The 16,462-nt window shown below is 40.1% G+C and carries 8 protein-coding genes; all 8 read right to left on the bottom strand.

The features are described 5' to 3' along the window. Positions 1 to 137: 137 nt before the first annotated feature. The 8 genes from pyrD to pepN all read right to left on the bottom strand — a co-directional run bounded on the left by pyrD (position 138) and on the right by pepN (position 16,427). Positions 138 to 1,160, bottom strand: coding sequence for a quinone-dependent dihydroorotate dehydrogenase (gene pyrD / locus AB4140_RS06625; protein ID WP_372000287.1), 1,023 nt, complete (start codon positions 1,158 to 1,160; stop codon positions 138 to 140). Positions 1,161 to 1,224: 64 nt separating this feature from the next. Next, positions 1,225 to 6,069, bottom strand: a complete 4,845-nt coding sequence (locus AB4140_RS06630) for an NAD-glutamate dehydrogenase (RefSeq protein ID WP_372000289.1) — start codon at positions 6,067 to 6,069, stop codon at positions 1,225 to 1,227. A 266-nt stretch (positions 6,070 to 6,335) separates the two neighbouring features. Next, entirely contained in the window at positions 6,336 to 8,690 is a 2,355-nt protein-coding gene (locus tag AB4140_RS06635; RefSeq protein WP_102437815.1) for an RND family transporter, read from the bottom strand. A gap of 64 nt (positions 8,691 to 8,754) precedes the next feature. Further along, positions 8,755 to 9,765 carry a YCF48-related protein gene (locus AB4140_RS06640; protein ID WP_102477261.1) on the bottom strand — a complete coding sequence of 337 codons (1,011 nt, stop codon included), beginning with the start codon at positions 9,763 to 9,765 and terminating at the stop codon, positions 8,755 to 8,757. A 49-nt stretch (positions 9,766 to 9,814) separates the two neighbouring features. Continuing rightward, positions 9,815 to 11,179: a DUF1329 domain-containing protein gene (locus AB4140_RS06645; RefSeq protein ID WP_372000291.1), complete on the bottom strand. Its 1,365-nt coding sequence runs from the start codon at positions 11,177 to 11,179 to the stop codon at positions 9,815 to 9,817. Between the two features lie 13 nt (positions 11,180 to 11,192). Continuing rightward, positions 11,193 to 13,253 carry a DUF1302 domain-containing protein gene (locus tag AB4140_RS06650; protein WP_372000293.1) on the bottom strand — a complete coding sequence of 687 codons (2,061 nt, stop codon included), beginning with the start codon at positions 13,251 to 13,253 and terminating at the stop codon, positions 11,193 to 11,195. Positions 13,254 to 13,566: 313 nt separating this feature from the next. Further along, entirely contained in the window at positions 13,567 to 13,782 is a 216-nt protein-coding gene (locus tag AB4140_RS06655; RefSeq protein WP_102437823.1) for a DUF2835 domain-containing protein, read from the bottom strand. Positions 13,783 to 13,862: 80 nt separating this feature from the next. Further along, entirely contained in the window at positions 13,863 to 16,427 is a 2,565-nt protein-coding gene (pepN, locus tag AB4140_RS06660; RefSeq protein WP_372000295.1) for an aminopeptidase N, read from the bottom strand. Between the last annotated feature and the right edge of the window lie 35 nt (positions 16,428 to 16,462).

A 16,462-nucleotide genomic window follows, 5' to 3' on the forward strand; every position in this document is an offset into this window, starting at 1 on the left:
AATATCAAAATATTATTTAAAAACTTTGATATATTTATCATTAAGTTATAACGATCGTAAGATCGTGATTGCGATCGCTATAACTTGATTAGATCTGATTTATTGGATCAAAAGACTAATTTTTAGATCAACTTATATTATTTAGCTTTATAAGCATTAACAATATCGTTTATTAAACCCGGACCTTGATAAATAAAGCCAGTGTATATCTGTACCAATTCTGAACCTACATCAAATTTAGCTAAGGCATCTTCGGCACTATTTATTCCACCGACGCCAATAATCGGGATCTCACCGTTCAAATATCCCGCTAATTGTCTGATCACTTGAGTAGAAAGATCCGTCAACGGCTTACCACTTAAGCCACCCGCTTCGTTAGCATTGTCTAAGCCAACAACCGCATCACGGGTTAAAGTGGTATTTGTCGCAATCGCTCCATCAAATTTACTTTTTAATAGCGATTCAGCAATCTTTTCAATTTCTTCAGAGGTTAAATCCGGGGCAATTTTTAGTGCTATTGGTACATACTTATTGTACTTTTTAGCGAGTTCTGTTTGTTTTTCTTTTAATGAAGATAGTAAATCGTCTAATAACTCACCATATTGCAGCGTACGTAGACCTGGAGTATTAGGTGATGAGATATTTACCGCGATATAATCCGAATATTGGTAGACTTTTTCCATGCAGATTAAATAATCATTCTTACCTTCATCTACTGGGGTATCTTTATTTTTACCAATATTTACACCAACAATAATATCGGATTTCTTCGCCATTAAATTTCTGACTAAATTATCTACACCTTTATTGTTAAAACCCATTCTATTAATGATTGCTTTTGCAGGTTTTAAGCGAAATAAACGCGGTTGTTCATTACCCGGTTGTGGACGAGGCGTTACCGTACCGACTTCAATATGACCAAATCCCATCGCATGAAATGAATCAATTGATTCGCCATCTTTATCCAATCCAGCCGCCAAGCCAACTGGATTTTTAAAATTAATGCCCATACAAGTCACAGGCGCTGAGGCAACTTTTTGACTGTAAAATAGGTTTAAAGGGTTGTTTCCAGTATTTTTTAAACTTCCGATAGCGATATTATGCGCGATCTCTGGATCCATCTGAAACATTACTTTTTGTGCAACTTTATAAAAAAACATGCTTTCTCCTAAACCTAAAAAAAGCCCCGGCTATCGCCAGGGCTCGTTCACTTATTATAAATAATTATCTCGGTCCTTCGCAATGAAGGATCAATAAATTAAGTTCTCGCAGTGCCACTGAGAATTTTGCAAAATCATGGCTTTGAGACACCTTAAATTCAGTCAGTAGGTTAAACCAGCGTTCTAACAACTTTTGATTATTATCAATCCACTGGTTAATGATCACATCTGCATCGCAAGAGTCTGTACAGGCTCGAAGGACTGTAGAGCTTAATGAGCGCTGTTGCCAATCTAACTCTTCTCTGAAGGCTGCGCGGGCTAATCCTTGCCAATGATTGGACACTGGTTGAATACTAATCTGTTCTAAGAACCAATGTAATTCAACTTTTGCACCTAATCTGAAATACGTTTCAGCAACCAGTTTTACTGATTTGTCCTCAAGTTGGGCAATTTGAGCAATATCTAATGCTGAGAATAAGGTACTCATTTTAGCGATAACATGCGCTAAAGACTCTGGTACTTGCTGTTCCTGGAGTAATTTAATTTCAGTTGAAATAGCCATAACTTCTGCAGAAATCATATATTGATCAACATTAGCTTTTAATTCATCAAACACAGGTTTGAAGAATGCTACAGTTTGCTCAATATTTTCACCTTTCTTGCGGTGACGAATTAACCAGCGACAAGCTCTGCGCATGTTACGACGTAATTGGTGCAACATTTCACTTTGAACGTCAGCAGACACAATTCCATTAAGCTTAGTAATTGACTGTGTTAGTTCAGTTAAGCTAAATATTTCTCGAGCCATAGTGTAGCAAATTGCCGCTTCAGCAACTGAGGCACCGGTCTCATCTTGCATACGCTGTACAAAGTTAAAGCCCATATCATTAACCAATTCATTGGCTAATGAAGTTGCAATAATTTCACCGCGCAAAGGATGCGAAATCATCTTATCTGCATATTTATCTTTCAATTGCTGCGGGAAATAGTTCGTTAGCAATTTACTTAAAAAACTATCTTCAGTGATTTCAGCGGTGACCAATTGCTCTTTTAGGACCATTTTGCCATAAGCAACCAATACTGATAGCTCTGGACGAGTCAGTGCACGGTTATTTGCTAAGCGATCGGCTAACTCATCATCTGTTGGTAAAAATTCTAGGGCGCGATCTAATTTGCCATCTTTTTCAAGATATTGAATGTATCGGATATGCTCTTTTAACTGAGCAACACCATGTGCCAGAGTCACAGAAATGGTGCGGGTTTGATCGTTACAGTCTTGCAGAACAATCTCACCGACTTCATCTGTCATTGACTCTAACAGACGGTTACGCTGTTTAACCGTAAGTTCACCATCTGCAACAATAGTATTAAGTAAGATTTTGATGTTCACTTCGTTGTCTGAACAATCAACCCCACCGACATTGTCAACAAAATCAGTATTGACTCGGCCACCATTTGCTGCAAATTCAATACGACCCAATTGGGTTGCACCTAAGTTGCCACCTTCGCCAATGATTTTAGCGTTGAGTTCATTACCGTTGACTCGAATAGCGTCATTAGCACGATCGCCAACTTCAGCATGAGTTTCAGTCGTCGCCTTAACGTAGGTACCAATACCGCCATTCCAAATTAAATCTACACGCATTTTTAGCAATGCTTGCATAAGTTGATTTGGCGTCATGGTGTTTTCGGTAGTATCCAGCATCAGCTTGATTTCTTTAGTCAATTTTAATGACTTAGCTGAACGTTGGAATACTACCCCGCCTTTTGACATTAGCTTGGTATTGTAATCTTCCCAACTTGAACGCGGTAAATTAAATAAACGCTCACGCTCGATATAACTGGTTTCAACATTAGGATTGGGATCGATGAAGATATGCATATGGTTAAATGCCGCCACTAACTTAGTATGACGGGATAACAACATGCCATTACCAAATACATCACCAGCCATGTCGCCAATTGCCAGACAGGTAAAGTCGGTAGTTTGACAATCGATGCCTTCTTCACGGAAGTGACGTTTGACAGACTCCCAAGCCCCTTTGGCGGTAATGCCCATTTTCTTATGGTCATAACCATTACTGCCGCCAGATGCAAATGCATCACCTAACCAAAAGTTGTATTCAATGGCGATTTCGTTGGCAATATCGGAGAATGTTGCAGTGCCTTTATCGGCTGCAACCACTAAATAGGCATCATCTTCGTCATGACGAACCACATCTTTTGGCGGTACAACATTGCCTTCGATGATATTGTCACTGATGTCCAATAACCCGCGAATGAATAAGCGGTAACACGCTTGCCCTTCGTTAAAGAAGGCTTCACGGCCGCCGTCTGTAGGCAGCTGCTTACACACAAAACCGCCTTTTGCACCAACAGGAACAATCACGGTATTTTTAACTTGTTGCGCTTTGACTAAGCCTAGTACTTCAGTACGGAAATCTTCACGACGATCTGACCAACGTAAGCCACCACGAGCGACTTTACCACCACGCAAATGCACCCCTTCAAACCTTGGTGAATACACAAAGATTTCAAATTTTGGCAATGGACGCGGCATCTCAGGAATATCTTCAGGTAAAAACTTGAATGAGATATAAGGTTTAACATCAACATCGTTAATCGTTTGATAGAAGTTGGTACGCAGCGTTGCGTTAATCAAATCTAAGTAACGGCGAATAATGCGGTCATCATCAAGGCTAGAGACATCTTCTAGGCGTAAATCGATTTGCTCATAAAATTTACTGAGAGTGCGGGTTTTAAGTTTAGGGTTAAACTTACGAATAAACATTTTAACTAATAAATCAGCAATTTGCGGATAACGATTAAAGGTTTCTTCGATATATGATTGGCTAAATGTTGCATCAATTTGACGCATATATTTGGCATAAGCACGTAAAATAGATACTTCACGGCCAGTAAGGCTGGTTGCCAACACCATGCGGTTAAAGCCATCATCTTCAAGTTTCTTTTGCCATACTTGAGATAACGCATTTTGGAATCGATCTTGGCTATCTGCCAAGTTTTCAATTGCTGCGCCCTGCACCATCATTAAGAAATCAAGGATCCAATAGGTGGCACCATCTTCAGTTTTCACTTCATATGGACGCTCATTGATGACCCGTAATCCAAAGTTTTCTAACATTGGCAGTACATCAGACAGATGTATCGGTTCATCTTTATGGAACAACTTTAAACGTACTTTATTATCATTTAAGGCTGTTTCTTGCGGCTGATAAAATAGCATGCCTAGTTTATGCTCGTCATTCAACGCTTCAAGGTGCTGAATATCGACCACGGCTGAACTCGGCAATACATCTTCTTTATAGCTTGGTGAAAACGCATTGAGGTAACGTTTAACTAAGCCAGTACCCGATTGCTCACCTAATGAGTTAGTTAATGAACTCTGTAATTTATCTTCCCAAGAGCGCGCCGCTTCAATTAGGTTTTTCTCAATAGCAGCCACATCGACATCCATATTATTATTATCAACTTTCACGATGTAGTGCGTACGCGCTAAAGTCGATTCTGAGAAATAAGTGGTAAATTCAACATCTTCAGTGCTGTTAAAATGCTGCGCTAAAATACGTTGAGTGTCTTGACGTAATTTAGTGTTGTAGCGATCTTTTGAAACATACACCAAACAGGACAAAAATCGGCCAAAACCGTCTTTACGAACAAATACTTTTAATTTGTCACGGTCTTGCATATGTAATACACCACGAGCAACGCTGGCTAATTCATCTTCTTTAGATTGAATTAACTCATCACGAGGTAAATTCTCAAGGGTATTCATCAACGCTTTGTAGTCATGTGAACGTGGTGCTAGACCTGAGCGCTCCATAATCCGTTCAACTTTTTCAGCTAACAGCGGTATTTCTCTGGGGCTACGGTTATAAAGATTGGACGCGTAAAGTCCTAAAAAGCGATCTTCTCCAATCACGTTACCTTTTTTATCAAAGCGTTTAATACCGATGTAATCCACATAAGCGGGCCTATGAACTCGGCTTTTAGTCGAGCTTTTAGTCAGCACTAACAGACTCTCATCTAGAGCTTCTTTTCTTGCTGATTGAGAAAGCGAAGACAGTAATAAGCCACGCTCGCCGTTTTTATTAACAGAGCGGCTCATTAATCCTAAACTTGAATCTAAATCAGGTACTAACTCAACATCACCTTCAACACGCTTTAACTCATAATAGCGGTAACCTAGTAGGGTGAAGTGATGATTATTTAGGTAGGTTAAAAAGCTAATTGCTTCTTCTTTTTCACATTTCGCGCCTGGAAAAGGCTGCTTAGGTAATAATTTTACTGTTTCTGACAATTTGTCAGACATTTTTTGCCAATCAACGACTGACGACACCACATCAGCAAAAACTGATTCAAGTTCTTTACCAATGGCTTTAATATCGGCTTCACTGCTTTGGCGATCAATTTCAATCAAAAACACCGCAACATTTTCTGTGTTTTCATCAGCATCTTTAATAAAAGACACTTCTTTAACTAATTCTTTTTCACGCACCAACGCCATTGGTGTGTGCAGCATCATATGAGCAGTAATCCCCATACGATTTAACGCCATAGCAACTGAATCAACCAAGAATGGCATATCAGGCTGTATAATTTCGATAATACTATGACTTGACTGCCAGCCATGTTTTGACTGACTTGGATTAAATACCCGAATGTGGGTATTGGTTGCAGCAGATTTGTTTAAGGCATTCCAAAGACTTAATACTGCGCCATACAAATCGCTGTCATTACGAGCGTTTAAGTCGTCTTCTGACATATGGGCGTATATACAATGGGCAAATTGCTCAACTTGTTTTGCTTGAGTATTAGGGATTTTTTTATGAATTAAATTGACTACATTTTCTAGTAGTACTGAAGGCATTGCATCTTTAAAGGCCATGTTGCAGTTTCCTTAAGCGTTTATGGCAGCGCTTTTATCATTATATTGGATGCTTCGGCTTGTTGATCCCGTCTTAAACTGAGATCTGCCGCAAAGTTTATTACTAATTTCATGCTATTTCGAGCTAAATTTTAGTGGTAGATCCTCTAAAACCCTTGTTAATTCAAGAATTATAGTCACTAATTGACCAATCAAGCGTTTAGATAGACTAACTATGCAAAAAAAAAAAGGAGCTAAGCTCCTCTTTAATTTATAAACCCTTTAACTTACTTGGGTTTGCGCCAGAAAACGGCTGATAATGCGGGCAAAATAATTATCGCTCCCAACATATTCACTAAAAACATGAATGTTAATAAAATTCCCATATCCATTTGGAATTTCAGCGCAGAAAAGAACCAAGTACTCACACCGATGGCTAAAGTAAGCCCGGTAAAAATAACCGCACTGCCTCGCTCAATTAACGCTTCAAAATAGGCTTGCTGCACCGCCATGCCATTGTTGAGTTTACCTGCCATAGTCGAGAGAATATAAATACCATAATCAACACCAATACCAACACCTAATGCAATCACCGGTAAAGTGCTCACCGCAAGGCCGATATCAAGCCAAGTCATTAATGCTTGTGCTAATGTCGACACCACATATAACGGCACAATCACTGCTACCGTCGCTTTAAGTGATTTGAAGCTAATTAAACATAGGATAAATACAGCGCCATAAACATAAATCATCATAGGTAGCTGCGCTTCACTAACAGCTTCGTTAGTCGCAGCCATGACACCAACAGGGCCAGAAGCCAGTTTAAATTGTAATGTTTCGGTATTGAGCTTTTCAGCTACATCTTTGACTTTAGCAATCACCACTTCAATGGTTTCAGCCTTATGATCTTTCAAAAATAAGAAAATAGGCATCACCGAACAGTTGCCGTTTAATAAACCTGATGTCGTTGGTACTCGTCCTACCGCTTGCACTAAACTTGCTGTGGTTCTTGGCAATATTTGCCACTTAGGGTTACCTTCGTTAAAGCCGGCATTAACCTGCTTAGCCACTGACGCTAAACTGGCTGTTGATTCAACTCCCGGGGTATTGGCCACCATCCATTCGAATTGATCGATCTCAGCTAATATGGAATGATAGGTACAGGCTTCAGGGGTTGCTTCAACAATCACCGTCATATAATCAGTGGTAATTGAATAATTATCAGTAATATAAAAAGTATCTTGGTTGTATCTTGAATCAAGATGCAATGCCGGCGCACCGCCTTGAAGGTCACCTATTTTCATATTACTGGCTTGTTGCAAGCCAAAAGCATATAACAGTGCAGTACAAATCAGCACAATGACAGCATATTTAGGAGTGGCAAATTTAGATAAGCTACGCCAAATCCCTTCAATTTTATCTTTTTGCGCTTTATTCTCTTGAACCGGTTTGATGTTGGTGTAAGAAATAACCAGTGGCAATAAAATTAAATTGGTCAAAATAATAACAGCAACACCTAATGATGCCGATATCGCTAACTCTCTAATAATACCGATATCGATTGCAAGTAAGGTTAAAAAGCCAACGGTGTCTGATAATAATGCAATACCGCCTGGTACTAATAAACTACGAAACGCGGATGCAGCTGCAGCTTTAGTGGCTTGTCCATCACCAACACGGCGCCTAACCGCATTAATCATTTGTACCCCATGGCTTACGCCAATTGCAAACACCAAAAATGGTACAAGAATTGACATTGGATCTAAACCAAAACCTACTACTGTTAACAACCCAAGTTGCCACACCACCGCAATTAAGCTGCATACTAAAGGCAAAATCGTCAGCATTAATGACTTAGAAAATAAATAAACCATCACAGCTGTGATTGCGATAGCAATCAAGAAAAACAGCAGCACGCCCTTAGCGCCTTCAGCTACATCACCAGCCATTTTAGCAAAACCAATAATATGGATTTTGATGGTATCGGTTTCATATTTAGCGCGTAATTCATTTTCAAGTTGCTGAGCAAATTGAATCGTATTTAACGGCTTAAAAGTAACATCCTTTTCAGCGCCTTCAGATGCGGCCATTTCTTCATCTGTTTTTGCTACAAACTCCATTAACTGCGCCGTTAACATAGCTGATGAATAATCATTGGACACTAAGCGGCCAACAATACCGGCTTTTTCGATATTGTCTCTGACAGTATTTAAGCCATATTCATCATTACGAAAGTCAGCAGGAATAACCGGCCCACCAGCAAAACCATCTTCAACGACTTCGGTAAATCGAGTCGAAGGTGAATACAATGACTTAACTTGAGAGCGCTCAACCCCAGGAATGAAAAAGAGTTGATCATGTACATTTTTGAGGGTTTCAAAATACTCTGGGTTAAAAATATTGCCGCTGGTATCTTCCACTGCCACCATGATCCTATTCGCACCACCAAAATCTTTTTGATGCTTGGTATAGGTTTTCATGTATTCATGATTTAATGGAATATTCTTACTAAAAGCGGCATCCATTTTTAATTGGCTAGCTTGGTAACCTAGAAAGAAGGTAATTAATATAAATGAAAATATTACCCACATCCTGTGTCTAAAGAGGTAACTTTCAAATCCATTGACCAGTTTTTCTAACATCTTATCGGCCCTATTATTGTTGTTTTAATTTTAGTTATCATTTTGTGATGGCTATTTGTTATGGCTACTTAAGTTGGAATAAGCCTTTAGTACCTGCAAACCAAAGTTCCCCTTGATTATCACTGGCTACAGCAACAATGTTTTCACCTTGTCTGCGAGCTATGACTTTGGCCTCAAGCTTATTATTGAGCTCAATGATCATGCCAGCGTTACCAACTAAGTAAATTGAACCATCTGTGTTGATATAAGCGTTATGTATCGTTGACTTAACCGGTAATTTAATTTCACTCCATTGTGAAAATTGTTTATCGGTAACAAAAACATGACCACGAAGCCCCATCAAAAAGATATTTTTATCCGTTTCAATGGCATTAAACATTGAACCGTCATAAATAAAATCATGTGCAGTAAAGGTTTTACCATTATCAATTGATGTGGCGACTAACCCCAGTTCGCCAACCATTAATAAACTATTGTCAGCTAATTGAATAACACGGTTAAAATGCGGTAGTAACGCTGCGCGTTCAGATAAATACAGTGCTTCATCTTCAGCCTTTAAATCCGCTAAATAGCCAATATCTTCTTCAAATAAAAGCTCTTCGTGGAATTCTTCTTGCCAGTTCTGACCGCCATCATCGGTGCGATAAAACAAGCCATATGCCCCTAGCGCAATGCCATTTTTATCATCAAAAAATAAAATATCTAATAACGGCTTTTCAATTTCAAATGACTGAAATTGTAAGGTCCAAGTTAAACCACCGTCTTGGGTATGAATGATGGTTGCATCATGACCCACGGCCCAGCCTTGCATCTCATCGAGGAAAAATACTTTGGTTAAGTGCGCGATAACAGGCGTAGTCACTTGTTGCCATTGTTGTTGTTTGACTAAAACATGGCCACGTTCACCAACAGCAACTAGCTTATCGCCAGCGTTAGCAATATCTAACACTAAAGATGATTGAGCAAGGGGTTGGAGTTGAACGCTGAGCGGATCAAATTGAACATTTGCGGATGCAACACTGAAAAAACAGCTAAGGCTGATTACGGCTACATTGCGAAGTGTGCGAAACGACATACAAACTTCCTTAAGAATAACTGGGGCACATGAGCGCCCCATAACGGTCTTAGCGAATACCTGCGCGACGCAGCGCATCAGGTGTGAAATTAGCTTCAGAAAGCTTGGCATCAAAATTATACATGCGGCCTTCGTTGTCTAATCCCATTGCTAAGTAGCGACGAGATTGTAAATCGTGGAAAATTTCTAACGTACTCCAATGAGTCGGAACTTCATAGTAGTTGATAGAATGTGCTGTACCCACACGATAAAGTTCATCACGGTTATCATACATATCGGTTAACGATACTTGCCATGAATCTTCATCGATATAGAAAACACGGGTTTTATAAATATGACGCATACCATCTTTAAGGGTTGCTTTTACTTCCCAAACACGGTGTTTTTCCCAACGAGCATACTCAGGATTGATATGACCAGGTTTTAATATTTGATCATATTTAAGTGCATCAGAATGAAGTTTGTAATCATTGTAAGGAATATAAACTTCTTTCTTACCAACGAGTTCCCAGTTATAACGCACTGGCGAGCCGTTGAACATGTCAAAATCATCTGTGGTTCTTAAACCATCTGAAACAGTACCCGGCGTATCAAAAGCAACATTTGGCGCTTTACGCACGCGGCGTTGGCCAGTGTTATAAGTCCATGCTTGACGAGGTAATGCTTCTTGATCCATGGTTTCTTTAACTAACAATGCAGTACCAGCAAGACGTGCAGGCTGACGAACAACTTGTTTAAAGAAAAACAAGGTATTCGTTTCAGCGAGTTTATCTAGCGTGATCTCTGGACGGCTATATTCAAAACGGATCTCTTCAGCGGTTTCGATCAAGGTGTAAGAGCCACTTTTTGTTGGTGAAGCTTGGCTACGATAAGTTTCCACATCAACACCGCGATAACGCAAGATATGGTTCCAAATCACCTCTAAACCAGTTGATGGAATAGGAAATGGTACACCAATAGATGCCCCACTCACGCCATTACCATTTGAAACTAATTCAGCGTTTAACGCATTCGCTTTAGTGGCTTCGTAAACATACTGAGGAACAGACGCAGTACGACGAGTCTCATAGACATTCATTTTGTAGGTATCTGGATAAAGCTCAAATAACTTCACCTGACCCGGTGTTAAAAACTCAGCATATTGTGCTTTGTTAGCATTGGTAATAGTAAATAACACTTTATCGTTTGGAAAAGGGTCTGGATGATGCATGCCCTTCTCATACCCAGCTGGTGCTGATGTAATCCCCTTATCCCATGCAGGGATAGAGCCATCAGCATTAGCTGCCATAACTGCCCCTAAAGGGGTTAATTCAGTACCTAATTTTGCAGCTTCGGCTTCTGATACTTTCGCCATCGCTACTGGTGCAGTCAGCGATAACATGACAGCAGCCGATAATATCGTCAGTTTCTTCATTATTATTATCCTTTTAGATCGAATACTTGACGTTGAAAGAGACATAATCTCTATCAGTCATTGCATTAGTTGTGCCTACGCCACCAAAGAAGCTGTTATAGGACACATCTGCCCCCCAGCGACTGCGATAGTCAAAGTTTAGACCAACAGCCACAGACTTACGCCCTTCAGTAAATAAGAACATTGGATCTGGTGTAATACCGTCAACATCGTGAGAGAAAATCACCCGCGGTGACATATTCACACCGGCAAAGACATTGTTAAAGTCAGCCTTAGCAACTAAACGATATCCCCAAGCAAAATCAGTAGGGAACGGATTAGTTTCAGGACCGTCATGTAATGCTTCGATAATGCCTGGCATATCAGGATTGCCACCAGAACGAGCTGTTCCTGGGCCATTTAAACGTAGCTCATCAAATCCTGGCATGTCATGGATCCACACGCCGCCCACTTCAGCAAGCATCACTAAATTATCCGTTCCCCAAGTAGGGCCAAATAAATGGGTTAGCGTAAACTGTGCTTGAGTGGTATCTGACAAGATAAAACCATCAATTGTTTCACCAGCTTCGACACCACTAATTTGGGAGACACCATCTAATTCTGGAGCTTTTCCTGCATTAGCAAGTTGTTGCGGCATACCCGCAAATAGCAATTCAACATCATCAATCTGCAGCGGCTCATCAATACGATGGGAGACTTCACCGGCAACAGAGGTATCGCCCACTAATGTGTTAAAACTTGCGCCATATAATTGAATATCTTCAGGATAAACAATTTGTGCTTTAGTGAATGTTTCCATGCTTAGCATGAGTTCACGATCGATTTCACCGCCACTTGCTAATAACTTACCGAAATCACCCGCAATAGCATCATCAGAGAAATCTGACGCTGTACCACTGATAATTGGGCGACGGCTATGGTAGTTCATGTAATACAAACCAAATTCAGTCTCACCGAAATTAGGCGCGTAATAACCTAGTTTGATACCATATTGGCCGTCATCAGCAGGCTCTGCTTCATCTTGAATCAAGGCTACTTTGGTTGCGTATGGCACCATATAAGCTGCCATAGCTTTAAGCTGATCAGGATCAGTGACCTGAGATGCCGCACCATATAATGCGGCATACTCAGACATTAAGAATTCAAGATTAATATCTGGATTTGAGTTGAAGCCCAATTGTGCATTTTGGCTATAGCCGCCAAAACCAGCAAAATCATTAGTGGCAAAATTTGAACCTGGGGTTGGCACCCAAATTGGCTCCCAATCATATTGGTAATAAGCTTCAATGTTTAAATTTTCACTCAGACCTAATGAAGCCCAAACCATGCCTTGTGGACGGAATGCTTCTTTTAGCTCAGCTCCTGGGGCATTCAAGATGTTTAAATCAACTGCGTTAATCACACCGATGCCATGAGGAATTAAGGTACTTTCACCCCATGAAACAACTTGGTTACCCACACGCACTGATAATGGGTTTTTCCCATCATTTAAATCGAAGTTACCGTAAACAAAGGCATCCAATAAGCGAATATCTTTACATTGCACTTCTGATGCGCGGCTATCTTCACACGGGTCAAACTCTTTGCCGGTTAGCGGGTCATTAAAATCATAATCACCATCGCTTAATTTTGTATCGTAGAAATACATACCACGAACAAACAAGCCAAAGTTTTTATATTCTAGAGACAGTTCATGCAAGCCTTTAAAACGTTCAGAGGTGGTATCAGCCTTTGAATAAAGTAGGTTACTCAAATCGTTGTTACTTGAGTAAGAACCCGCTTGATCCCAAATTTGGGCTTTAGAATATATAGGTGTTTGTCCGAAAGGGGCACCAAATGCAGAATAGCCAGACCAATCCATTTGAGGTTGGTTGACCTTACCGATTTGTCCTTCCCAATCTCTATCAGACACACGCCAGCTAGCTCCGACAGTCCAAGTAGAATCGAAAGTACCGCGTACTTCTCCCCAATCAAATGAAACAGCATTAACGCTACTGCTCATCCCCAAAGTTAATGCCGACACCACCCCCAAAGCGAGTGCCGACTTGTTAAAGCGTCTTTTAACAATATTCATTTTGCTTCTCTCCGTAACCTGCCGGATTCGTTGTTATAGGATTTAAACCAACATTTTGTTAGCCTACAGGCAACACCATTGTTACAGCAATTAACATGATTCGGCAAGTTCAAAAAAAAGAAAATTTATGAATGAATTGGTGCAGTTAGATGATTTTATGGGTAAAAAAAGTCAGACTGATTTGAATTGAATGGCTTAAATATATGAGCCGTGAGTAAACTTTAAATGTAATTGTTAACTTTCAATAAGTTAGAGGTGATAATTCCAGCTAATTTAACACCCTCTAATCAATCGACCGTTTGAAGTAAATACTCTAAATCTTGTTTAGTGAAATGAAATTACCTGAGGTATTGAGGTGTAAAATGAAACTGCCATGGATGCCTGAGGCCGTTACAAATGGTCTGAAATACTTACCATTTATATGTAATACTTTGCCGTTACGGTCTAGAACTTCAACGTTTTTTACCACGCCCTGGTAAAAAGGCAGAAAATCATTAAAGCTTACATATATTGAAAAATAAAATTCCATGATGACTCGGTAAAACCCTATAAAAAAGCCCACAATAATTTACTTAAACCCTTGTGGGCGTTAATTGTTATAAACGATAGTTAAGCTTGCTCTAACGCCTTTTCAACTTTCTCGAATAAATCTTTGGATAAATTCGGTAATGCTTTTAATCGCTGTAACGATGCTTTCATCAGTTGCTGACGGTTTTCGTCAAACTTGCTGAATTGAATAAGCGGAGTGATCATTCTTGCCGCTATTTGTGGGTTTAACTCGTTAAGCTTGATCAACACATCAGTGAGATACTGGTAACCTTTACCTGAAGCATCATGGAATTGATAGGTGTTTGCCGCTACGAAAAATCCAATTAATGAGCGTACGCGATTAGGGTTATTGAAACTAAAACTTTCATGCTCAGTGAGCCCTTTAATAACCTCCAACACATCTGCGGTATTTTGCGAGGCTTGTAAGCTAAACCACTTATCCATCACTAGCGGCGTTTTTAGCCACTTTTGCTCAAAATCTTGCATTAATGACTGCTGACAAGTCAACTGGCCCGAGACTGCCGCTTTTAATGCGCCTAAGCTATCTGTCATATTTGAAGCTTGCTGATATTGGTTAATCACCAAGTCTTCATATTCAGAAGACACTTTAGACAACAAACTTAAGCAAATATTCTTAAATGCACGACTTGCTGCATTATCTTCATTAATCAAGCTACGATAGCGCGTTACCAGCTCGTCTAAACAAGACTCTGCGATTTCATTAACCACAAACTCTCTTGCAGCCGCCAAGGCATCTAAGTTCACTGTCTCTACTTGTTCAATTAATGCTGCAGCACTTGGGAATGCCAAAATCTCAGCCACTAGCGCTTTATCGATGCTTTCATCGAGGATAATTCCTCTAACAGCTTCAATGACTCTGGCATCTAAATGCATCGTTTCTTTCGCTTCAAGACTGGCGACGTTTTGCCACACGGCTTGGCTAAATAACCCAACAGATGCTTCCCAGCGAGCCACTTCGCTTGATGCGTAGCGCGTTAAGTGCACTAACTGATCAACATTAAATTGATAATCAAGTCTTACTGGCGCTGAAAAGTCTTGTAATAATGATGGAATTGGCGCTGACGCAATATTGTCAAACACAAAGGTTTCCTGTGCTTGTTTTACATCTAACACGGTATTAGCAACTGACTGACCTTGAGTATCGAGTAGCTCAATGCTGAACGGGATATGTAATACCTCCCCTGCAACACCGTTAGACATCACAGATTGTGCAACAGTCAGTGAATATTGCTTAGTCGCAGCATTATAGTGATCTGTTACTTTAAGCACCGGAGTGCCTGCTTGCCTATACCAGCGTCTAAATTGAGACAAATCGATTCCGCTTGCTGTTTCCATCGCGTTGACAAAGTCATCGCAGGTTACAGCTTGACCATCATGACGCTCAAAATAACACTTCATTCCTAGCTGGAATTTAGCTTCACCTAAAATGGTGTGCATCATGCGAATGACCTCTGCGCCTTTGTTATAAACGGTCACGGTATAGAAGTTATTCATTTCAATGACAGATTCAGGGCGAATAGGATGTGACATAGGTCCAGCATCTTCGGCAAACTGTTGATTTTTCATGACACGAATAGCTTGAATGCGGTTAACAGCGCGAGAACCTAAATCGGAACTAAATTCTTGATCTCTAAATACCGTGAGCCCTTCTTTAAGGCTTAATTGGAACCAATCACGACAAGTCACTCGGTTACCTGTCCAGTTATGGAAATACTCATGCCCAACAACGGATTCAATGCCATGATAGTCTTCATCTGTCGCGCTGGCGGTATCTGCTAATACATACTTGGTATTAAATACATTGAGGCCTTTATTTTCCATTGCACCCATGTTGAAAAAATCTACCGCGACTATCATGTAGATATCTAAGTCATACTCTAAATCAAAACGCGACTCATCCCATGCCATCGACTTTTGCAATGACACCATGGCGTGGTTGGCTTTATGTAAATTACCCTTATCCACAAATACTTGTAGCTTTACTTCTCTTCCACTACGGGTGATAAATTTATCTTCTAATAAATCAAAATCGCCTGCAACTAACGCAAATAAGTAGCTCGGTTTTGGGAAAGGATCTTGCCAACGAACAAAGTGGCGACTTTCATCAGCACAAGTGCCCTGCTCGACTAAATTACCGTTACTCAATAAAAACGGAAACGCTGCTTTATCTGCTTCGATTCTGACGCTATAAATGGCTAAAACATCGGGGCGATCAAGGAAATAAGTAATTCGTCTAAAGCCTTCTGCTTCACACTGAGTGCAATAAGCGCCATCGGACATATACAAACCTTCTAGGCTTGAGTTAGCTTCAGGATCTTGTTTAGTCACAACAGTTAATTCAAACTCAGATAGCTCGGTGTCAATGATAAGCTCATTGCTGTCTACTTTATAGTTAGCTTTTTGACCGTTAATCAATACTGAGGTTAACTGTATTTGCTCACCGACTAAATGCAAAGCGTCTTTGTGCTCACCAACTCTTTGAACTTTACTCGTTGCAACGACCTGAGTTTCTGCACCTTTTAAGTCAAAATCTAATGCAATATGACTAATGGTAAATAAAGGTGATTTATAATCTTTAAGATGTTTTGCTTGTGCTTGAGTCATAGGTAATCCTTGAATAACACTGCTCTTGTTAGAGC

It is taken from the genome of Shewanella sp. 10N.286.51.B2, assembly GCF_041469265.1.
Lineage (GTDB): Bacteria > Pseudomonadota > Gammaproteobacteria > Enterobacterales > Shewanellaceae > Shewanella.